Source organism: Bilifractor sp. LCP19S3_H10 (assembly GCF_052119185.1).
Classification (GTDB): domain Bacteria; phylum Bacillota; class Clostridia; order Lachnospirales; family Lachnospiraceae; genus Bilifractor.
Window position 1 is genome coordinate 428,161 of the sequence record NZ_JBQKFT010000001.1, and the last position, 22,273, is coordinate 450,433.

The following is a 22,273-nucleotide window of genomic DNA, read 5'->3' on the forward strand; positions in this document are numbered from 1 at the left end:
TGTTCCATGTTACCGGATCCCGGTCTTCTTCCCGTCGCGGCCGATTTCACGGTATTTCCGGTATCTTTGCTCCACAAGAGAATCGCGGTCCTCTTCTTCCAGCTTTTCAAGCTCCGTCTCCAGATTTTCCCGGAGAATCCGGCACATTCCCGGAAGATCCCGCTGCGCGCCGCCTTCCGGCTCCGGAATCACACGATCGGCAATTCCCTGATTCAGAAGGTCTTCCGCGGTCATCCTCATAACCTCCGCGGCTTCCCTGCATTTCGAGGCATCCTTCCAGAGAATACTGGCAAATCCTTCCGGAGATAACACCGAATACACGGCATTCTCCAGCATCCATATCTCATCTCCGACACCGATTGCCAGGGCTCCTCCGCTGTTTCCTTCCCCGGTGACAATGCTGATCACCGGAATCCTCAGTGCGCTCATAGCTGCAAGATTTTCGGCGATCGCCGCGCTTTGCCCGTTTTCCTCCGCCTCTTTCCCGGGATAAGCCCCCGGCGTATCGATAAAGGTTACAACCGGACGCCCGAACTTTTCAGCTTCCTTCATCAGGCGCAGCGCTTTCCGGTAGCCCTGAGGCTCCGGCATTCCGAAGTTGCATTTCATATTCTCGGCCAGATTTTTGCCTTTTCTGTGTCCGATCACTGTAACCGGTCTTCCATTCAGGAGTCCGATACCCCCGAGAATCGCAGGATCCTCTTTTCCTGTCCGGTCTCCGGAGAGCTCAAGAAATTCTTCAAAGATCCCCTCGATATAATCCGTGATCTTCGGGCGGTTCTTATCTCTCACGAGCCGCACCCGGTCGTACGCGCCCGGCTTGCCGGGCTCATCCATCTCCGGTATGGCTTCCGTATTCTCACACGCGGCAGACTTATTCAGGGTTACCGGATTTTCATTCGAGGCAGTCATCTCCGAAGCTTCGGTATCTGCGAGTCCGGTGTCCTCGCAAGTTCCGGCATTCCGGTTCCCGTCATCCCGCTCCTGTACAGATTCTCCGTCTCCGTTTCTGTCCGGCTTGAACCCGTGAAGCTTCAGAATCAGGGTGATTTCTTTCTTCTGATCCTGCTTCGGCACAATTTTATCTACGAAGCCATGTTCCAGCTGGAACTCAGACCGCTGAAATCCCTTTGGAACCTTCTCACCGATGGTCTGTTCGATCACCCTCGGCCCTGCGAACCCGATCAGTGCACCCGGCTCTGCCAGCGTAATATCTCCCAGGCTCGCATAGCTCGCGCTCACACCTCCGGTAGTCGGATTCGTCAGCACCGATATATACAGTCCTCCGTGCTCACGCAACCGTTCCACCGCGGCACTCGTCTTCGCCATCTGCATCAGGGAAATCATTCCCTCCTGCATTCTCGCCCCGCCGCTCGCAGAAAAAATAATCAGTGGAAGTTTTCTTCTGTCTGCTTCTTCGATCGCAATCGTCAGTTTTTCTCCCTCAGCACTTCCCATGCTGCCCATCATGAAATTTCTGCTGAGTTCTGCACCGACCGCCGGAATTCCGTTGATCCTCCCGACTCCCGCGACACATCCCTGCGGTTTCTCCGAGATTTTCCGGTTCTCCTCAAGCTTCCTGCCATACCCGGGAAAACTCAGCGGATCGTCTGTCTTCAGATCCGGCGCAAACTCTTCTGAAAATTTTCCTCCGTCAAAGAGGGCTGTCAGGTGTTCGCCGACCGGACGGCGGGCGGTCTTCTTCTCCCGCATCTTCCGGAAACCCAGAAGAGTTTTTCTTCTGCCGAAAAAAATGCCGTCCGCCGTATTGACCTTAGCATCTAGCAATACTGTTCCCAGGATACTCTTACTCATGATTTCTCTGCTCCCCTAAATCGGACCTTACGCTTTCCGGCTTTCTTCACCCCAGCGGATGATGGCATCCGTATTTTTCTCCAGAAATCCCGTATCGACATTCCCGGTCAGAAAATCATTATTAAACAGGATCAGATACAGAAAATCGATGTTCGTGTCGATTCCCTCGACCGTCATTTCCTCAAGCGCAACCCTCATCTTCCGGATCGCCTCAAGCCTTCCCGGCGCATGAACAATCACCTTCGCGATCATCGAATCATAGTACGGGCTTACCGTGCATCCGGAATAAATCGCGCTCTCGATGCGTACCCCGTTGCCGCCCGGAAAATGAACAAAAGGTACATCCCCGGGACACGGAGCGAAGTTCCTCGCGGGATTTTCCGCATTGATCCTGCATTCAATGGCATGCCCGTTCAAATGAATGTCACTCTGCTTGTACCCGAGGGACAGGCCCGCGGCGATCCGGATCTGTTCCCGGATCAGGTCCACGCCTGTCACCTCCTCTGTCACCGGATGCTCCACCTGAATCCTCGTATTCATTTCGATGAAATAAAAATGATTTTCCCGGTCAAGAACAAATTCCACGGTTCCCGCGCTCACGTAATGAACGGCTCTGGCGGCCTTGAGCGCTGCCTTGTGAATTGCTTCCCGCTGTCTGGAATTCAGAATCCTTGCAGGACATTCCTCCATCAGTTTCTGATTCCGCCGTTGCATGGAGCAGTCCCGCTCACCAAGCTGAATAATATTGCCCTTTGTATCACCCAGAATCTGCACCTCAATGTGATGCGGATGCAGGATGAGTTTTTCAAGATACAGCGATCCGTCTCCGAAGGCAGCTCTTGCTTCCGCCTCCGCACTTTCAAAGGCGTTCCGGATTTCCGACTCGTCAAAGGCGGTCCGCATTCCTCGTCCTCCGCCTCCTGCCGTAGCCTTGACAAGCACCGGATACCCGACTTTCTCCGCGACCTCCGCTGCTTCCTTCCAGTCTTTCAGAATCCCGTCTGAACCCGGAACCACAGGCACTCCATGCTTTTTCATCAGCGCGCGGGCGCTCTGCTTGTCTCCCATTTCCCGAATCATCCGCGAGGAAGGACCGATGAAGGTGATTCCGTTCTTCTCACATTTTTCCGCGAAATCCGCATTTTCAGATAAAAATCCATATCCCGGGTGAATGGCATCGCAGTGATATGCCTTAGCCGCCTCGATCAGTGCCTCCTGATTCAGGTAGCTTGCGGCCGCCTGCGCAGGACCAATGCACACAGACTCTGTCGAAAACTGTACCGGAAGGGAATTCCGGTCTTCCGAGGAACAGGCAGTCACGGTATCAATTCCCATTTCCTGACAGCATCGCAGAACCCGCATCGCGATTTCTCCCCGGTTTGCAATCAGTACTTTCTTGAACATCTCAATTCTCCCCGATCGTCATCAGAACAGCGTCATATCCGGTAAAGACGGCGTCCTTTGCCTTGATCTCCCGAACGATGCCGTCGCACGGAGCGGGGATCTCATTCATCATCTTCATGGCCTCTACCAGTCCGACGATATCCCCCTTCTTCACGCTCTGTCCTTCCTCGACATACGGCTTCTCTCCTGGTTTGGATGCCCGGTAGAAAATACCCGCCAGCGGAGCTCTGACGGAAACCGTCTCTTCCGGGCTCCCGCCTTCTCCTCCATCCTTTTCTCCGGCAGAACTGCCTGTCCCGGATCCGGAACCTTTTCCAACGGCTTCCGCGGAGTCCGCCGATGCTGTATCCGATTCAGAAGCCGCCCGTACCTGCGCTGTCCCGGTCTTTGTATCCGTATCCGCATATACTGCCGGCGTTCCTTCCCTGCCGGCCGGCGCAGCAGAGGAATGGCCAGCCCCCGGCTCATTTCTGAATTCAAGAGTTTCTTCCTGTGTCGAATATCGGAATCTGGTCAGCCCCGATTTTCCAAAACTCTCCATCAGTATCTGAAGCTCTTCCACTGTATAACTCATTCCTGCCCTCCAAAATCATCCGGACTTCTGAACGAATGCGACTACGGCTGGTCCCTTCCAGAGCGTCTGTGCCTGGTATCCTGTCCGTCTGTGCCCGGTATCCTGCCCGTCCGCGCCCCGTATCCTGTCCGTCCGCTCTCAGTCTTCCTTGTGATCCTCGATATATTTCACAACACTCTCCACCGTATGCAGGTTCGGGAGCTCCTCATCCGGAATCGAAATACCAAAGTTTTCTTCAAGGGCCATCATCAGCTCAACAACGTCAAGTGAATCTGCCTTCAGATCCTTGAAGAAATCCGATTCCGGGCGAATCTCGTCACCGTCAAAGCTCAATGTGTCGATGATAATCTCTTTTACCTTTTCAAATGTATCCATTTCATTCTCCTTATCGTCATTCTAGCGTTAATTACCTTCAATTATTTAGTTAAATAATTTTAGGTTTTCGTTTCGAGGGTTACTATACTGCTGCACAATGCAGATGTCAATATATTTCAAATTATTTATTTAAATATTTTTAAATATAAAAGGGCTGCCGCACCAGAATATCGTGCGGCAGCCCCAAGGCTCCCGAAAGGAGAATGCTCATATTCACTTATACAAAACCCATGGACCGCAGAAGCCAGATCCAGAATGTCAGCGTAAATACGCTGCAGAGAGTCGTGATCATCACGATTCCCGACGACACAACACCGTCGTGCCCCATATTCTTTGCCATCACATAACCGGCAACCGTGCTTGCAGATCCGAGCATGATCAGCGCCGCGATCAGCTTTTCCGTCCGAAATCCGAGCCAGATCGCCACGGGAAGGAAAAGGGCGGCGAAGCCGATCAGCTTCAGGAGCGATCCGGTAAGGATCGGAGCCAGCCGGCCGCGGATGCTGCCGAAATTCAGACTTGCGCCCATTGCCAGAAGCCCCATCGGGCTCGCGAGCCTGCCAATGTATTCGATCGTTGTCTGAAACATCACCGGCATCTTCAATCCGGTCAGCGCCCACGCAAACCCCAGCACAATTCCCCAGATAATCGGATTCGTGACAATCCCTTTCAGCGCATGGCGCAGCTGCTTTCGGTCGAGGCCCTTCGGGCTTCCTCCCATCAGCGAGAGGACCAGAACCGCCATCACATTGTACAGGGGAACGCAGCCGAGCATCATCAGAGGCCCCATGGTCGCCTTTCCGTAAATATTCTCAATGTATGCCATTCCCAGAAGTGAGGCACTGCTCCGATAGGATCCCTGAACAAACTCGCCCCGGACCTCTCTGTCCCGGAATACGAACGAGACCAGAATACCGATTCCCACACTCACCAGCGTCGCCAGAAAACAGAACAAGACATACTCCGTATCCCACACCTTGAAGAAGTCCACCGAATCCAGCTGGCCGAACAGACTCACCGGAAGGGCTATCCGGAATACAAAGGTATTCATCCTGGACGCAAACGCCTCCCCGATGATATCCTTTTTTCTGAAAAAATATCCGAGCATCATGACCAGGAAAATTGGAAGCGTCGCATTCATGCTAAAGATCAGATTTGACATAATTACACATACTCCTCCAGCTTTTCCTGATCCAGTATGACAAGGGTCTGTCCTTCATTCCGGATAATTCCCTCTCGGACCATCGCGCTGATTTCTCTGGAAAGAGACGGTCTGGTCACATTCAGGTAATCCGCCATCTCCTCTCGCGGCATCACCCGGACACGGCTATCGCCACCCTGCCGTTCAATCAGAAGCCTGGCGATCTTCTCCCGGATGCTGGAACTCCCGAGAATGCGCAGTCTCCGGTTCATCATATAGGCCTTCGCGGCGAACATCCCAAGCTGATTCCGCATCATTTTTTCCGCGATCTTCGCACATACGTCTCCACATTCCCCGGAAAGCAGATCCGCGGCCACCATCAGAATCGATGACGGCTCCATCGTCTCCGCATACATATCATACGCGGGAAGCTGCTTGAACACATAGATCTCCCCGAAGGTATCCCCGGGATCCGTGATTCTGGACAAAATCATCCGCTTCCCGTTCATGGTGTCCTGAGCAATCAGAAGATTTCCCGTGACCAGGACCATGATATCTTTCGGCCGGTCCGATTCCTCAAAAATGCGTTCTTCTCTTCCGTACTCCCGGAAACGCAGATAATCACTGTCCAGAAGAACCTCCAGTTCTTCCTCCGCGAGTCCCCGGAACAAATAGCTCTTCTTCATCGCGTCCTTGCAATTCTTCCTGATTTCCGCATTTCTATCACGCATACGCCGGCGCTCTCCCTTCTAAACAGATCTGGTAAGTCGTGCCACATACTGCATCAGCTACGGATTGCTCCGTGCTTCGCACTCCCGCAATCCTACACAGTAATCCCCTGCTGACCGAACCGGCCGCAGGGGACTTTAAGTTATACCTTATTTGCAGAGATCCGCTACAACCTTACTGATGGTCTTCCCGTCCGCCTTGCCTTTCAGCTCCGGCATGACCGTCTTCATGATCTGACCCTTATTCTTCGTCGCGATGACATCGGCAAATCTGCCGGTCAGAACCTCCCGGATCTCTTCCTCGGACATCATCTTCGGCGCATAAGCCGAGATGATCTCATAGCGGTTCCTGTACTCCTCCTTCAGATCCGCGCGCGAATCCGGACAGCTGTCATACTGCTCCTTCGCCGCGCGAAGCTCCTTCATGATCGCCCGATCCGTGATCTCCTCCGTAATATTGTCACGGCTTCCCTCATCAATCGCGATCTTCTTCGCCCCGGAGACCAGCGCAGCTATTGTATCCTTTCTGATTTTGTCGCGAGCCTTCATGGCCGCGATCATATCCTTCTGTAATTTCTCAAACTGCATTCTTAAACACCTCTTTTCGGTCTACAGTATATCACGGCACACGCACACGGCGCAAATAAAACAGCTGCACTCTCCCAATCCTGCAGGAATGAGCACTTCCGCGCCATTTCGCGCTCTGTTGCACCACCAGCAATTCCATTGACTTTTCTTTCCCTCGTGTTATATAATCTGCACAGACATGTGTCTTGTCACGTATCTGAACAGAACACCTGCACTGACAGAATAGCCGCTCCGGCGCAGGTGGAAAATCGGAACGGCAGACAAAATGGGGAAAGGAAGAAAAGGAGAAAGAAAATGGAAAAGTTCAAGGCGTTTCTTAAGAAAAAGAACATAGAAATATCCCTGAAGCGCTATGGCATCGATGCGCTCGGCGCCATGGCTCAGGGACTTTTTTGTTCTCTTCTGATTGGCACCATCATCAACACCATCGGTACCCTGTTTCACATCGGAGCTCTCTCCGCTACCGTGGCAACCGTTTCCGGTGTTGACTACACCGTAGGCGGCCTCGCCATGGCGATGAGCGGACCGGCGATGGCCGTTGCCATCGGACGGGCTCTTCAGTGCCCGCCCCTGGTCCTCTTCTCACTGATCACAGTCGGTTTTGCTTCGAACGCCCTCGGAGGCGCAGGCGGACCGCTCGCAGTACTATTTGTCGCAATCATTACCGCAGAAATCGGGAAGATGGCCGCCGGAGAGACCAAGGTCGATATCCTTGTCACACCGCTCGTCACCATCGGTGTCGGTGTCGCCCTTTCCGCCCTGATCGCGCCACCACTCGGAAAACTTGCGATGATGGTCGGCAATTTCATCATGTGGGCGACAGAGCTGCAGCCGCTCCTGATGGGCATTCTGGTATCTGTCGTCGTCGGAATTGCTCTGACCCTTCCGATTTCCTCAGCCGCAATCTGTGCGGCTCTCCAGCTCACCGGCCTCGCCGGCGGCGCCGCCGTTGCCGGCTGCTGCGCCCAGATGGTCGGATTCGCTGTGATGTCCTTCCGCGAAAATAAATGGGGAGGTCTGGTATCCCAGGGAATCGGAACCTCCATGCTTCAGATGCCCAACATCGTGAAAAATCCAAAGGTCTGGATTGCCCCGATCGTCACCTCCGCCATAACCGGACCAATCGCCACCTGCGTCTTCCGCATGCAGATGAACGGGCCGGCTATTGATTCCGGAATGGGCACCTGCGGTCTCGTCGGACAGATCGGTGTCTTCCAGGGCTGGCTGAATGATATCGCTGCCGGGACAAAGACAGCGATAACCGCCACTGACTGGATCGGACTGGTTCTGATCTGCTTCATCCTTCCCGCCGTCATCTGCCCGCTGATCAATCAGTTCTGCCGCAGAAGAGGCTGGGTAAAGGACGGAGATCTCACCCTGAAGCAGAATTGACCCGTTGTTTGCTCATACGTGCACGCCCATACGATAAATCGTGCCACACACTGTATAAGCTACGGATTGCTCCGCGCTTTGCACTCCCACAATCCTGCAGGTGACCGACTTCGTCGGTCTGCCGCGTCGTGAGCCCCACCGCTTCACACAATGTGTGAGCGGATATGGCTCACTGTTCGCGCATATTCGCATTTCACACGTTCGCACTGATCTTATTACATATGGTCAAAGAGGCGGCAGGTTCAGCCTGCCGCCTCTTTGCTCTCTTCGGAAGAGGAACTTCCCGAAGAAGTTCCTCCATCTTCATCTCCGGAGGAACTGTCCGCGGCAGTTCCTCCGCTCTTTGCACTCGAATCCGATGCTGTGCTCTCCCCGGTGATGTAGGGGAAGAACACATCACTCCGGTTGTCCTTGTCAAACATCGAATTGTATTCCAGTATATTATAGTTTTTAATCCATTTTGCCTCGTCACCGATTGCATTTTCCAGATGCTCAAACTGCTTCGTCGTCTCCGAATAGTATCCGCGGGAATTGATCGCCGGCACGGTCTTCATCATCTCCGCCAGGAACTTGTTGTACGCGGGAAGCTCAATATTCGCTCTCTCCAGCGTCAGCGTGGACAAATAGTTCAGACTGGTGCAGTCAATCGTGGTCGCATCTGTATCATAGTTCGTCCAGATAAAGAACGGTACCTTGAAGAAGTTCTCCAGCTCGTCCATGGTCAGTCCGGACATTCCCTTCCCGTTCAGATACCGGTAGAAATACTCGTCCAGACTCGGCTGATGATCTCCGAAGAATACGATCTCAACCGGATCATCAACACCTTCGAAGTACTCGACCAGGTTTTTCACCGCGGTATCGGTCGCCCGCGCGCAGGTCAGATACTGATTGACATCGCTGAAAATTCCCGGCTCTGCCGTTACCGTCGGCGTGAAGTTGGAATACGTGCCTGTGTAACCGCCGTGATTCTGCATCGTAATGCCGGTGATCAGAAGACTCTCTCCGTCTTTTTTCTCGTTGTAACGGTTGATAATCTTGTCAAAGAGCTCCTGATCCGTGATATAGTCACGCATGATATTTGTCTGATCAAAAAATCCCGCCGGATCATCCATGAAATACGTTTCATCATATCCAAGCTTCGGATACACAGTCTTTCTGCTCCAGCCGCTTGCGTAGTAGGGATGCATGGCAACCGTCGTGTAGCCCATATTTTTTAATGTGGATACAATGGAGAACGGGGTATTGTTCATATACTGCTGGTACACAACAGATCCGGACGGCAGGAACGCCATGGAATTTCCGGTCTGATATTCCCACTCGGAGTTCGGCGTCTTAGCGCCAAAAACAGACGACAGGGCATAGCCCTTTATCGTGTTCTCGCTCATGGAATGAATGAACGGCATGTAGTCACCCACATTGGTCTCCAGATTACCCAGTACGGAAAGATCCGCAAAGGACTCATCCATGATGAAGATGATCGTCGGATTCTTGACCTCCTCGTTTGTGGTCACATTCTGAACCGCATCCGCGTCCTTATAGGTATCCTCCAGTTTTTTCACTGCACTGGCAGAGTAACCCTCCGGCGGCTGGACAAAGTTGTCGCGGACACTGAGGACAAAATTCAGAACAAAGCCGTTCTGATAGGTTCCTTTCTGTTCCCATGTCTGGGTCTCTGTGTTCGCAGTTTTCTGAAATACATAGCCGAAAAGCGCAATCATAAGGGCCGCGCTGATGATTCTCTGCAGCCAGTGCCAGGTGTATTTCACCTTGATTTTCCGGACAAGCATCACATACAGGATGCTCATCATAATGATATACGCGCCTCTGTCATGCAGAACGAACGAGTAGTTCTTGACGACACTCAGTCCGGTTCCGACCGTGATCAGATCCGAATATACGATTTCATTTCCACGAACCGTGTATACGAAATAGTTCGTGTACGCAAAAGCCGTCAGCGCACAGTGTGCCGCAATCGCGGACCAGGACGGCCGACTGAGAATCAGCTGAAACAGGAAATAAACCGACAGAATCAGCAGAACATTCATCAGGTGCGTATGTTTTGAGGTCTTGATAAAAAAATCAGGCGCCAGGATTACATGCTGCACGCAGAACTCCGTGAACTTGCAGCTCAGGACAAACAGAATCGCCGTCCACAGCCACGGAACCCTGTCGCTCAGATCAAAATCAATATTCGTGACAACGAACAGCACTCCGGCATAAGGAAGCAGCGTCCAGAGCATATATCGGGTGATCGCATACATAACAACCGCCGCCGCCAGAAGAATGCCAAAGCAGAGCATTCGCTTTTTGGTGATTTTAAAAGATATCTTCATTTCAGCCGTACCAACTTTCTGATGTGAATTCTCATCCTGAAAAAGTATTTTCGGATGACGCGGTTAGACACTGTTTACTAACATATCATAAATCCGCGTCGAATCAAGTCTTTTTCACATTTTATTCACAAAAAAACACCTGTAAAGTTGCGGGAGGCAAAGCAACGCAAGAATACGAATATGCACGAGCAGTGAGCGATATCCGCTCCTGCTGCCTGCCGTTCCTGTTTTCTCTCAATTCATGAGTCGGAAATTACATCTCAATCAGCTTCAGGTTTTTCTCCAGCTCTGAGTAATCCCGGATCACCGCCGCGCCAGGCTCCGCGCCTTCATGCCTTGCGGCAAGCTCCGCCGTCTGATACAGGATTCCATACAGGCCAGCTTCTCTCGAGCCAAGCACATCCAGCCTGTAGTTGTCTCCGATATAGACACATTCATCCGGCTGGAATCCCGCTTTTTTCACGCAGAATCGGAAAAATTCCGGATCCGGCTTCTCCGTGCACACCTCGGCACTCGTAATCAAATCCTCCAGCAAACCTCCCATTCCAAGCTTCCGGACCTTTCTGTACTGGATCCAGGACAGCATGTTGGTCGCGCACGCCACATAATATCCACGGTTTTTCAGTTCCTCAAGAAACCGGTAAACTCCCTTCTCCGGCGTCATACTCTGAATCAGCGTGTCCCAGTAAATGTCATACATCATACCTGCGTACGGGAAGACCGGCTGCCCGATATCCTGCAGAAAACGGCTGAAGCGGATCAGCCTGTCGTGAGTGGCAGCCTGTTTCCATCCCATCTCCCCGATCAGCTGATCCATGATCTCGTGGATTCTCCGCCCGGTAAATTCTTCCGACAGACCGAACTGCCGCGCGCAGAATCTGTTCAGCGATCTCTGTGCCATGTCATCGGCGTTATCATAGCTGTACAATGTGTTGTCCAGATCAAAAAATACTGCTTTTCTCATGTTCCTCCCACTTAATCAAGGTTCTTCCTCTGCGCGTGTCTCTTTGCTCAGTCTGACCCATCCGTATCCGGCTGGATCTGTAAACTATACCTCCCGCAGCCTGCATGCCCCTGCATTCAGTCTGACACATCCGTATCCGGCTGGATCACCACCTGATAACCCGGGAATTCTCTTCTGACATCTCCGCATACATCCTCCACAAGAGCCTCCCTGTCCGGTACGAAGAAGTCGATCACCATGTCAAAGCGAATCGTTTTTTCCTTTTCATCCAGGTAAAATCCGTGAATCTGCAGAACATGATCGTGGGACATGACGATTTCTGTCACCCGTGTCTGAATCTTTCTCGCCAAATCATCCTGTGTATTCATGGAATAGATGCCGATGCCCGTTAGAATGACACCTGTCTCGCCGTATATCTTATGCGCGATTCTTCTCTCGAGCTCATCGATTTCATCTGCCGTGCAGGTATCCTTTACCTCGATGTGAACCGATCCCAGCCATTTATCCGGACCATAGCTGTGCAGGACAAGATCATAGGCTCCGTAGACACCGTCCATCTCCGCAATTTTTTCCTTTACCGTCCGCGACAGCTCGCTGTCCACACGCTCTCCCAGTATCTGACTCAGGGTGTCTCTGAGCATTTCGATTCCGGATTTGATGATGACAACGGAAATCACTGCGCCGAGCCAGGATTCCAGCGAAATATGGAAGAACATATAGATGAACGCAGCCGCAAGCGTCGATGCCGAAATGACGGAGTCCAGCGTCGCGTCCTGTCCGGAATTCACCAGAGAATCTGAATTCACCTTCTCACCGATACGCTTCACATAGCGTCCGAGAACGATCTTCACGACAACAGCAACCGCGATGATCACGAGAGTCAGTGCGGAATAATCCGCTTTTTCAGGATGAATGATTTTTCCCACTGATTCCCGCAGAGAGCTGATTCCCGCATAGAGCACAATCAGGGAAATAATGGCAGAGCTCAGATATTCCACCCTGCCGTAACCCATCGGATGCTTCCGGTCCGGTGCCTTTCCCGCAAGCTTTGTTCCAACGATGGTGATCACCGAGGACATCGCGTCGCTCAGGTTATTTACCGCGTCAAGAACGACCGCTATCGAATTCGACAGCATTCCGACAATCGCCTTGAATACCGCGAGAAGCACATTTGCTATGATTCCCGTGATACTCGTCCGGATGATCACCCGGTCACGCCCAGAATCCTGAAGCGTTTCCGGCAATTCCTGTCTCCTCTCTTCTTTGTCCGCCCCACCTGTTCCGGCTTCGTGAACGCCTTCGATGTCTTTTCTGTCTCCGGTATTTTTATTTTCCATGATTTTCCCCTCTCCTGCTTTATTACTTTCCATGTTTTTCCTCTCTCCGGGTTTTTTACCTGTTCTGTCTGTTTTACTACCTTTCAATACTGCTCCCCCCCTGAAGCGTTCCCACGCCAATGCGTACCAATCATCCCAGGTAATGGTGCCTCTGATTTCTCTCTTCCAAAACCTGCCTGTGCCCGTGCGTACCCGGCACAAACGACATGTGTATCGATTATAAGAAAATCAGATAGCGATATCAAGCCATCATCCTTTATTTTCTGTACATTTTCTCGTCATTTGCGGATCTCCCCCTCATCCACCCGGATATTACCGTGGTTCTGCCTTTCCATCCCGGGATTTCCTCCTGATTTCCGTTCTTTTCTTCTTGCCTTTGAAGGTGTTTCTTCTTATACTATAAGGCGATAACAGCAGATGATGTACGGGTTACCCATTACCCAACAGGAGGAAAATTCATGAAGGAATTTAAGCCAATCAAGGAAGGCAAGGTCCGCGAGATCTATGATAACGGCGACAGCCTGATCATGGTCGCTACAGACCGTATTTCTGCGTTTGATGTAATTCTGAAGAACAAGGTTACCAAGAAGGGCACCGTCCTCACACAGATGTCCAGATTCTGGTTTGATTACACCAAGGATATTCTGCCGAACCACATGATCAGCACGGATGTCAAAGATATGCCGGAATTCTTCAGACAGCCGCAGTTCGACGGCAACAGCATGCTCTGCAAGAAGCTGACGATGCTCCCGATCGAGTGCATTGTTCGAGGATACATCACAGGAAGCGGCTGGGCAAGCTATCAGAAAACAGGCCTTGTATGCGGAATCAAGCTTCCTGCCGGACTCAGAGAATGTGACAAGCTTCCGGAGCCGATTTACACTCCGAGCACCAAGGCAGAGATTGGCGATCATGACGAGAATATCAGCTACGAGAAGAGCATCGATGTTCTCGAGAAGCTTTACCCAGGACACGGCGAGTACTACGCAAACTGTCTGAAGACCTATACCCTCAAACTCTACACGGAATGTGCCGAGTATGCACTCTCCAGAGGCATCATCATCGCCGACACAAAGTTTGAATTCGGCCTCGACGAAAACGGCAATGTTGTTCTCGGTGACGAAATGCTCACTCCCGACAGCTCCCGATTCTGGCCTGCAGAGGGTTACGAGCCGGGACATTCACAGCCATCCTTCGACAAGCAGTTCGTTCGCGACTGGCTCAAGGCAAATCCGGACAGCGATTACAACCTGCCACAGGATGTCATCGACAAGACGATCGCGAAATACAAGGAAGCGTACAAGCTTCTGACCGGCTCCGATCTGAAATAACGGACGTACATGCAGCTGTCCTCCGGGCAGCTGCATTTCTGTCTGTGTTAGGTTTTCGTAAATTTCGATAAACTGCGGAATCGTTCACACAATGTTCATTTTATCATCAAAGGTAATTCACATCCCCCTGCTAGACTGTAAATCATAGTACAAAGCAAACTACTTAATTTCTTTTTCATTAACCGATCCCATATCGGTTTCTCCTTCCTTTATTTATTTTATTAAGAAACGGAACTGCATGCTGGAGCAGTTCCGTTTCTTATTTACGCGAACAGTGAGCCGCAGCCGAATGCGAAGTATTCGTGTGCGGCGAGCGTCGCGATAGCGAGATAAAACTCGCGCAGCGTGTTTTATCTCGTTTTTTCTATTTCCTTTTTTCGGATTGTTCTTCGATTATTCACCATATACTCTTTCAAAGCACGGCCGGGGCATCGTATGACCACCTGCGCAAGAGACAGAAAAAGTTTTCAAAACTTCAGAACAATACACCCGGAGACAATGCATCCCCGGGTGTGTCTGACATATAAAATTTATTGCATCTCAGAATAAATCTTATTCGCACTTACCAGCTTCACACAGAGAGTGAAAAGCTTCGCCGCCGTCTTCAGATCATCAATCGGCGGATAGGTCGGAGCGATACGGATATTGGAATCGTGCGGATCCTTTCCATAAGGCCATGTAGCTCCGGCGCCAGTCATCTGAACTCCCGCCTTCTTGCACTTTCCTACGATTTCCTTCGCGCAGCCGTCCAGAGCGTCAAAGCTGATGAAATAACCACCCCTCGGCATCGTCCATGTACCGATCTCCAGTCCGGAAAGCTCCTCATCCAGAATCTGCTCAACCGCCTCGAACTTCGGACGGATGATATCCGCCTGCTTTCTCATATGCTCCACCATGCCGTGAATATCCTTGAAGAAACGAACGTGACGAAGCTGATTGACCTTATCATGGCCGATTGTCTGATGCTTCATGGTCTCCAGAATGTCCTTCATGTTGTTCGGCGATGTAGCCATTGCCGCGATTCCGCTGCCCGGGAAGGTGATCTTGGAGGTAGACGCGAACTTGTATACGAGATCCGGATTGCCGGCGCGCTTGCACTCGGCCAGAATCTCAATCAGGTAATCCTGTTTGTCGTCATAGAGGTGATGAATTCCGTAGGCATTGTCCCAGAAAATCCGGAAGTCCTTTGCCGCGGGCTTCAGTCTGGCGAAGCGGCGCACCGTGTCGTCAGAATAGGAGTATCCCTGCGGATTCGAGTACTTCGGAACACACCAGATTCCCTTGATGGAATCATCGTTTGCGACAAGATTCTCGATCATATCCATATCCGGACCGGTCGGTGACATCGGCACCGGTATCATCTCAAAGCCGAAATATTCCGTAATTCCGAAATGACGGTCATATCCCGGGACCGGACAGAGCCATTTCACCTTGTCCAGCTTGCACCACGGCGTATTCCCCATGATTCCGTGGGAATACGCACGTGAAATTGTATCATACATAACATTCAGAGAGGAGTTTCCATAGATAATGATATCATCCGGATTGTTCTCCATCATATCTCCGATCAGAACCTTAGCCTCATGGATTCCGGTCAGAACTCCATAGTTTCTGCAGTCCGTCCCGTCCTCACAGGTAAGATCCGCATCTGATGTAAGAGCGTCCATCAGCCCCATCGAGAGATCCAGCTGCTCCTGACAAGGCTTTCCGCGTGCCATATTCAGGTTTAATTCCATCCCCTGGTACTTCTTGTACTGTTTTCTGAGTAATTCGATCTCCGACGCAAGCTCTTCCTTGCTCATTTCCTTGTAAGGCTTCATATCCTGTACTCCTTCCGATGCGGTTTATCTGATCCTGTCTGATACAAAATAGAGGATCCATTCGTATTTTTCAGACCATCGAGTGCTATTATAACACCGATATGCAAGTATTTCATCAGTATCTTGCAAAATTGTTGATTATTGACAGGCAAAACCCCACAGAAAAGAATTTTTTGTTCATTTAATATTCATCTTTACTTCAGCATCAGAAATGCTCCGAGATTTCCCCGCATCCCGTGGCTGGCCCTGTGAGAAAAAAGTACCTTCGGATTGCAGCAGGTGCACACCCCCGTTACAGAGATCTGCTCCGCCGGCACACCGGCATCCTCAAGGACGATCCGGTTTGTCTCCCAGAGATCCAGCTGATAGTGCCCGTTATGCCTGTCCTCCAGAATCTCACTCTCATGTCCGTGAAATTCATCCGCCATACGCTGTGCCACGTCGTCGCTTACCTCATAACAGTCCCGGCAGACAGAAGGCCCGATCGCACAGATCAGGTCCTCCGGATTGGTTCCGTAATTTTCCCGCATTCTCTGCACGACAGCCGCTCCGATTCTTGCCGCAGTTCCGCGCCAGCCGGAATGTGCCATCCCGATTGCGCGGTGTACCGGATCCACGAACGCCACCGGAACACAGTCCGCAACGAAAATACTCAGCACCAGACGGCGCTCATCCGTCACCAGAGCATCCACATCATTCTGATCCTGAGGTCTGGTCAGTCCTCTCCCCGCATCCGCCTCCGTCACGGTCCGTACATTTGATGTGTGCGTCTGCGCGGAGAAAACAAACCGGTTCGTTTCAACTCCGAATTCCTGAGCAACTCTGCGGAAATTTTCCCGCACGTTCTCCTCCCGGTCGCCTCTGGAAAAACTCAGATTCAGGGAGCGAAGGTGCTCCATTCCGGGCTCCATTCCGCTCACACCGCCTATCCTCGTAGTAAATCCATGCTCCACAATCCCTGTCCCGTCCAGAGAGGGAAATTTCAGAAGCGGAATCCCCTCACCCGCCAGAACAGGCAGATTCGTATTCTCCTTCCTGTTCAGTGCTATTTTGATTTTCTCAGCTGAAGAATATCCCATCTGTTCCTCCTGTAGCTTATACGGTTTTCGGCACCCGCTTACGGGCCATGGTGCTTTACTTTCTGCTCTTATCCGTGATCCAGTCGATCAGCTCCCCGTCAACCACCTCGTGATCCAGTTCATTCAGAATTTCATGCCGGTCCCCGGGATATATCCTGCATTTCACATCGCGCACTCCGCATTTCCGGAAATTCTCCGCTACCTTCGCGGGGCCCTTTCCGAAATTTCCTACCGGGTCATCTCCGCCGCTCACAATCAAAACCGGGAGCTCCTTTGGTATTCTGCTGATATTTTCTTCCTTCTCCGCAATCTCAATTCCGGTAAAGAGATTATAATATGCGTTCAAGGTAAACATAAAATTGTTCCAGGGATTCGCGCAGTATGCATCGACGATTTTTGTATCCCGGGTGAGCCAGTCATTGGCTGTCCGCGCAGGCTCAAATTTTTTGTTGTAGGAGCCCAGTGCCATATTATTGACAAACGAACTCCGATACCTCCACCCCTTAAAAGCGGCAATCGCTTTGCAGATCGCCTTTCCTGCCCTGAGTGTACCTGCGCTCTGATATCCGGTTCCCGAGATCACCGCCCCGGAAAGTCCTTCCCCGTACTCCTCGATATACTGCGCGGTCAGGAAGGAGCCCATGCTGTGTCCCAGGATAAAATAAGGTACGCCGGGATACTTTTTCTCTGTCATCTCACGCAGAGTCTGAATGTCTCCGATCACACACCTGTTTCCGTCTTTTTCCGCAAAATATCCGTAATCCTCTTCACTGACGACAGACGCTCCGTGTCCCAGATGGTCGTTCCCCACGACATAAATTCCCTTTGTGTTCAGAAGATTCGTGATTCTGTCGTATCGGTCGATAAATTCCACCATCCCGTGAACCACCTGAACGACTGCACTTACCTCACCATCCGGAATCCACTCGATCGCGTGAATCGATGTTTTCCCATCCCTTGAAGGATATCTGAAATCCCTTTTCATGTAAAAACCTCCCTTGTCTTCAGTTTTCCCTATCTCTGATTCAACTGATATGTGAAATTCGTTCTCTTAAGCCCCAATTGCCTTCCCCAAAAACGCAATAGCTTTCATAAACGCAATGACACTCCTCCAAACCCCAATTATCTGCTGTGCCCAGAACCGTGGACACGTAAGATTTCGGTCACCCAAAATAATGAATACATGACTCTCTGCGAAAATCCAACGACTCACCTCTAAACGCAATCATCCGGAACGCTGCCCGAATCGTCCAAGGGATGCAGACAAATACACGTCCTGGGAATAGTCCCTCAGCCCTCACTCCTCATAGGAATCCCTCGCGCTCAGATAAACCGTCTCAAAGGCCGCCCCCGTTTCCGCGGCTGCCCTGGCAACACTTTCATATTCCGGATATACCTTCTTCCTGCTGCCGATGCTCACCGTTTTGACCTCAATCCCTCCATACGGAGTCATCACCTTCTCGGACTTTCTGGGAAGTGTATCTCTCTCCATCCGGATTCTGCGGATTCCGATCGTCGTCGTCTCCTCAAAGATAATCCGCTCCAGATCCGGAATCTCCTGCTCGTCGCAGAGCACCGTGAGAAGCCACCCCGGCCGGTTCTTCTTCATATAAACCGGCGTGTAATGGACATCTCTCGCCCCTTTCTTCAGAAGCCGTTCCAGCGTGTAGCCGAGGATCTCCCCGCTGCAGTCATCGATATTGGTTTCCAGCTTCCATATACTGTCGCCGACCGTAAAGCCGTCGGAAAAGCTCCTGTTCTCTGCCCCCGCCGCTTCTGCTCCGATTATAATCCTACTCCCGGAGGAACACGGCTCTGCGGCTCCGGCGCAAGGGCTTTCCGATTCCGGAACCTCCACGGGTTCAATCAGCATAGCTCTCAGGATTCCCGGAACCTCCTGTTCCCGCTTCCCTGCTCCCAGTCCTGTGGAAAGGATCCGGAATCTTCCGGGAAGATGGTCGGAGGTGATGACCGCGGCAGCAAACGCTGCTCCCGTAGGAGTCACGTACTCCCCCTGCCTGTCACACATCTCCAGATTCAATCCGCCAGCCTGCGCGATATTCACAACCGCCGGAACCGGAACCGGAAGAAGTCCATGCTGCGTGCGTACCATTCCCCTTCCCTCGCAGAGCCGCGGAATGATTACCCCGTCTGTCTCAAGGCTGTCCATACATACTGAGACCGCCACAATGTCCACGATGGAATCAATGGCTCCGACCTCATGAAAATGGACCTGCCCCGTCGGAACTCCGTGTGCTTTGGCTTCCGCCTCCGCCAGGATCTCAAAAATTCTGCCGGCAAGCTCCAGCGCGTGATCCGACATATCGACATCCGCCAGGATATTCTCGATCTCCTCCAGCGTCCGGTGCGCGTGATGCACTTTATGTGCCGGCACCTCCCCCGCCATTTCCCGGCTGCCGTAAAGATAAGCCGCGTCATGGTCGTGATTCTCATGCTCCTCGTCCAGAATCACACGAAAATCACAGCAGTCTATGGCTGATTTCCTCACTCTTCCGATTTCGACACGGAAGCCTTCCGCATGAATGCTTCCAAGCGCCCGGTCCAGAGCTCTGCGGTCCGCACCCAGATCCAGAAGCGCCGCAACCGCCATATCCCCGCTGATTCCGGACGCGCAGTCCAGATACAGATATTTTTTCCCCTGATTCCTCATCCCCATTCTGTCATTCCTTTCCGGTTCCACTTCGCTCCCTCGCAGCCGTCAGAACAAAGATCTCCTTATCCAAAGACCTTACTTTTTGACGATTTCTGACGACGACATCCCCGCCCGGCTGCTTCCGCTGCCTCATAGAAAAATCACATACCACAGACTATCCAGACTTCTTACCGGCCATCTGCGTCCGTTTCCGTTACACATACGCTCCGAACCGTCTGCTGCAACCATGCAGACGCCTTCTTACCGGCCATCTGCGTCCGTTTCCGTTACACTGCCCCGGACAGCAAGACGGTTGATCTGCGTAGCCATATATCCGGCGCCGTACCCGTTGTCGATATTCACTACCGCTATCCCGTTCGCGCAGGAATTGATCATCGTCAGAAGGGCAGAGAGTCCGTTCAGACTGGCTCCATAACCAACCGATGTCGGAACTGCGATCACCGGATTCCGGACAAGTCCTCCGAGAACACTCGCCAGTGCCCCCTCCATTCCCGCAACCGCAACGACACAGTTTGCTGCCTGGATTTCCTCCATATGCGCAAACAGCCGATGTATCCCGCTGACGCCCACATCATAGATCCGGTCCACTGCAGATCCAAAAAATTCAGCCGTCTGCGCCGCTTCCTCCGCAACGGAAATATCCGCTGTCCCCGCGGTGCAGACGGCAATTCTGCCGATTCTCACCTTATCTTTTTTCTCCACCTTGAGGATATGAGAAACAGGATCATAGACCACTTCCGGAATCACGTCTTTGATAATCCGGTACTGGTGATCACTCGCGCGGGTGCCCAACACCTCTCCATATTGTTCAAGCATCTTTCTGTAGATACTTACCAGGAAATCATCCGTCTTTCTCTCACAGTAAATAACCTCCGGGAAACCGGTCCGTGCATCCCTGTTCATGTCCAGCTTGGCGTACCCCATCTCCTCGATGCCGCCTCTGTCAAGCAGCTTCTCCGCCTGTGCGGTACTGATCTCACCGTTCTTCACTTTTTCCAGTATTTCCGTTATATCCGACATTCTCACACCTCTCTGCCCGTACACCTGGAAACCGCTGCAGCACACCTTTCCAGCGCGCTGTAATTCTCACTCCCTTCCATCTGTACAGTCTGGAAACCGCTGCAGCACACCTTTCCAGTGCGCTGTAATTCTCACACCCTTCCGCCTGTACAGTCTGGAAATCTCCGGGTCATGCCTCGGTTCCGTGTTCCTTCTGCTCCCGGGTGAGCGTCTCGTTCATGCTGCCGGAGCGGTATCCCTGAAGATCCATCGTCACATATGCAAATCCATAATTCTTGAAGCTCATCACAATTGTCCTGCGAATTTCGTCCCGCATCAGCCTTGGAAACTCCTCCGGCAGAACCTCGATCCTGGCGATTGCCCCGCCGTGGATTCTCACCCGCACCTGATGAAATCCAAGATCCAGCAGAAGCTGCTCAGCCTGATCCACCATGTGAAGCCTTTCCCTCGTGATCTCCTCTCCGTATACAAATCTCGAAGACAGACAGGCGAAGGACTGCTTGTTCCACGTCGGGAGATTCATAGCCTTCGACAGCCTGCGAATCTCCGCTTTATCAAGACCCGCATCCCTCAGCGGGCTCTTAACGCCAAGCTCGGCTACCGCCGTAAGTCCGGGACGATAATCGCCGTTATCATCCATATTCGATCCCTCCGCAACGAAAGCAATCCCCTTTTCCTTCGCGATGCCAAGGATCTTCTCAAAAAGCTCATGCTTACACAGGTAACAGCGGTTCTTCGGATTATGCCGAAATCCTTCGATCTCCAGCTCCTCCGAAAGCACCACTTCATGACGAATTCCTTCCTTCTCGCAGAATTCCTCCGCCTCCCTGAGTTCCCTCTCCGGAAAGGATTCTGACCTTGCGGTTACAGCAATCATCCTGTCCCCCAGTACATCATGCGCAGTCTTCACCAGAAAAGTCGAATCCACACCGCCCGAAAAGGCGACCGCAAGGCTTCCGAAGCCCTCGATCTCCCTTCGCAGGATCTGAAGCTTTCCTTCCAGTTCCTGATCGATTCCCTCCACCGGTACATTGAACGCCGTCATCATCCGCTCCTCCTCTGTATCGACAACCGCAGGCATTTCTTACAAAAACAGCCCGCATATATGATGTCCATATAGGAACATTATATATGCGGACAAATTGATTTGCAACTGACCTTCACAGCACCGGTAACAGCAAAACGCACGGCACAAAACTCAGAACGCAAAGCGACGGACACAAATCACACGATGCAAATAACACGATGCGCATTACCCGAATCGAGTAGGAGGCGGTGACTAACCGCCGTCCTCTCACAACACCGTACGTACCGTTCGGTATACGGCGCTTTCAATAGTTGACGTGCACAGACTGATAGGCCGTGGCTAAATCATAGAAGCCACTGTTTATCAGTCTTTCTTTTGTCATAGCCATATTGACTGCGACTGTATGCGTCGTGAACCAATGGCCTCTTCGGCTGTTCCCAGCCTGCCATGCTAAGTCCTCGGGCACGCCCATCTTAATCAGATTACGTACCTTTGTCTTGGGCTTTTTCCATTGTTTCCATATACACATACGTATTCTGTGATAGAGCCATTTGTTGATTTCATCTATGTTGTTCTTCATGCTTGCTATACCGTAGTAGTTAAGCCATCCTCTCGCATATACCTTGATTTTCTCAAGACTAGGCTTGATGGTCTGCACAGACTTACGGGAA

The 22,273-nt window shown here is 51.8% G+C and carries 19 protein-coding genes; 2 read left to right on the top strand and 17 right to left on the bottom strand.

Going from position 1 to position 22,273, the window contains the following annotated elements; translation table 11 throughout:
• Positions 1–9 precede the first annotated feature (9 nt).
• From ACTQZS_RS01795 to ACTQZS_RS01825, 7 genes are all read right to left on the bottom strand, one after another.
• A complete protein-coding gene (locus tag ACTQZS_RS01795; protein WP_441474287.1) occupies positions 10–1,815 on the bottom strand; it encodes an acetyl-CoA carboxylase carboxyltransferase subunit alpha in 1,806 nt (601 codons plus the stop codon).
• Between the two features lie 27 nt (positions 1,816–1,842).
• Positions 1,843–3,219, bottom strand: coding sequence for an acetyl-CoA carboxylase biotin carboxylase subunit (gene accC / locus ACTQZS_RS01800; protein WP_441474288.1), 1,377 nt, complete (start codon positions 3,217–3,219; stop codon positions 1,843–1,845).
• A gap of 1 nt (position 3,220) precedes the next feature.
• Complete coding sequence (locus ACTQZS_RS01805; protein ID WP_441474289.1) at positions 3,221–3,793, bottom strand: acetyl-CoA carboxylase biotin carboxyl carrier protein; 573 nt, start codon at positions 3,791–3,793, stop codon at positions 3,221–3,223.
• Between the two features lie 138 nt (positions 3,794–3,931).
• On the bottom strand, positions 3,932–4,168 hold the full coding sequence (gene acpP, locus ACTQZS_RS01810; RefSeq protein WP_441099661.1) for an acyl carrier protein: 237 nt from the start codon (positions 4,166–4,168) through the stop codon (positions 3,932–3,934).
• Between the two features lie 217 nt (positions 4,169–4,385).
• The gene (locus tag ACTQZS_RS01815) at positions 4,386–5,330 is read right to left on the bottom strand and encodes an AEC family transporter (RefSeq protein WP_441474290.1); all 945 of its coding nucleotides are present in this window, start codon (positions 5,328–5,330) and stop codon (positions 4,386–4,388) included.
• A gap of 2 nt (positions 5,331–5,332) precedes the next feature.
• Positions 5,333–6,040, bottom strand: a complete 708-nt coding sequence (locus ACTQZS_RS01820; protein WP_441474291.1) for a Crp/Fnr family transcriptional regulator — start codon at positions 6,038–6,040, stop codon at positions 5,333–5,335.
• A 147-nt stretch (positions 6,041–6,187) separates the two neighbouring features.
• Positions 6,188–6,625 (bottom strand): GatB/YqeY domain-containing protein, encoded by a 438-nt coding sequence (locus ACTQZS_RS01825; RefSeq protein ID WP_441099658.1) that lies wholly within the window; start codon positions 6,623–6,625, stop codon positions 6,188–6,190.
• A gap of 294 nt (positions 6,626–6,919) precedes the next feature.
• On the opposite strand from ACTQZS_RS01825, the gene ACTQZS_RS01830 reads away from it, so the two are divergent.
• Positions 6,920–8,017 carry a PTS transporter subunit IIC gene (locus ACTQZS_RS01830; RefSeq protein WP_441474292.1) on the top strand — a complete coding sequence of 366 codons (1,098 nt, stop codon included), beginning with the start codon at positions 6,920–6,922 and terminating at the stop codon, positions 8,015–8,017.
• A gap of 242 nt (positions 8,018–8,259) precedes the next feature.
• Here the strand turns inward: ACTQZS_RS01830 and ACTQZS_RS01835 are convergent, their stop codons facing one another.
• The 3 genes from ACTQZS_RS01835 to ACTQZS_RS01845 form a co-directional block, all read right to left on the bottom strand.
• Positions 8,260–10,350, bottom strand: coding sequence for an LTA synthase family protein (locus ACTQZS_RS01835; protein WP_441474293.1), 2,091 nt, complete (start codon positions 10,348–10,350; stop codon positions 8,260–8,262).
• A 253-nt stretch (positions 10,351–10,603) separates the two neighbouring features.
• Positions 10,604–11,314, bottom strand: coding sequence for an HAD family hydrolase (locus ACTQZS_RS01840; protein WP_441474294.1), 711 nt, complete (start codon positions 11,312–11,314; stop codon positions 10,604–10,606).
• Positions 11,315–11,430: 116 nt separating this feature from the next.
• Complete coding sequence (locus tag ACTQZS_RS01845; protein ID WP_441474295.1) at positions 11,431–12,684, bottom strand: cation diffusion facilitator family transporter; 1,254 nt, start codon at positions 12,682–12,684, stop codon at positions 11,431–11,433.
• 425 nt (positions 12,685–13,109) lie between these two features.
• Between ACTQZS_RS01845 and ACTQZS_RS01850 the strand changes: the two genes are divergently transcribed.
• Positions 13,110–13,982 carry a phosphoribosylaminoimidazolesuccinocarboxamide synthase gene (locus ACTQZS_RS01850; protein WP_441474296.1) on the top strand — a complete coding sequence of 291 codons (873 nt, stop codon included), beginning with the start codon at positions 13,110–13,112 and terminating at the stop codon, positions 13,980–13,982.
• A gap of 530 nt (positions 13,983–14,512) precedes the next feature.
• On the opposite strand, the gene ACTQZS_RS01855 is transcribed toward ACTQZS_RS01850, so the two are convergent.
• The 7 genes from ACTQZS_RS01855 to ACTQZS_RS01885 form a co-directional block, all read right to left on the bottom strand.
• Complete coding sequence (locus tag ACTQZS_RS01855; RefSeq protein ID WP_441474297.1) at positions 14,513–15,802, bottom strand: aminotransferase; 1,290 nt, start codon at positions 15,800–15,802, stop codon at positions 14,513–14,515.
• Between the two features lie 194 nt (positions 15,803–15,996).
• Positions 15,997–16,881 (bottom strand): peptidoglycan editing factor PgeF, encoded by an 885-nt coding sequence (gene pgeF / locus ACTQZS_RS01860; protein WP_441474298.1) that lies wholly within the window; start codon positions 16,879–16,881, stop codon positions 15,997–15,999.
• A gap of 55 nt (positions 16,882–16,936) precedes the next feature.
• Positions 16,937–17,866 (bottom strand): alpha/beta fold hydrolase, encoded by a 930-nt coding sequence (locus tag ACTQZS_RS01865; protein WP_441474299.1) that lies wholly within the window; start codon positions 17,864–17,866, stop codon positions 16,937–16,939.
• A gap of 312 nt (positions 17,867–18,178) precedes the next feature.
• On the bottom strand, positions 18,179–19,558 hold the full coding sequence (gene larC, locus ACTQZS_RS01870) for a nickel pincer cofactor biosynthesis protein LarC (RefSeq protein WP_441474300.1): 1,380 nt from the start codon (positions 19,556–19,558) through the stop codon (positions 18,179–18,181).
• Between the two features lie 237 nt (positions 19,559–19,795).
• Positions 19,796–20,575 (bottom strand): nickel pincer cofactor biosynthesis protein LarB, encoded by a 780-nt coding sequence (gene larB / locus ACTQZS_RS01875; protein WP_441474301.1) that lies wholly within the window; start codon positions 20,573–20,575, stop codon positions 19,796–19,798.
• Positions 20,576–20,744: 169 nt separating this feature from the next.
• Positions 20,745–21,590, bottom strand: a complete 846-nt coding sequence (gene larE, locus ACTQZS_RS01880; RefSeq protein ID WP_441474321.1) for an ATP-dependent sacrificial sulfur transferase LarE — start codon at positions 21,588–21,590, stop codon at positions 20,745–20,747.
• 316 nt (positions 21,591–21,906) lie between these two features.
• Positions 21,907–22,273, bottom strand: a 367-nt coding sequence (locus tag ACTQZS_RS01885; RefSeq protein ID WP_441474302.1) for a group II intron maturase-specific domain-containing protein, incomplete at its 5' end; no start/stop codon positions are given.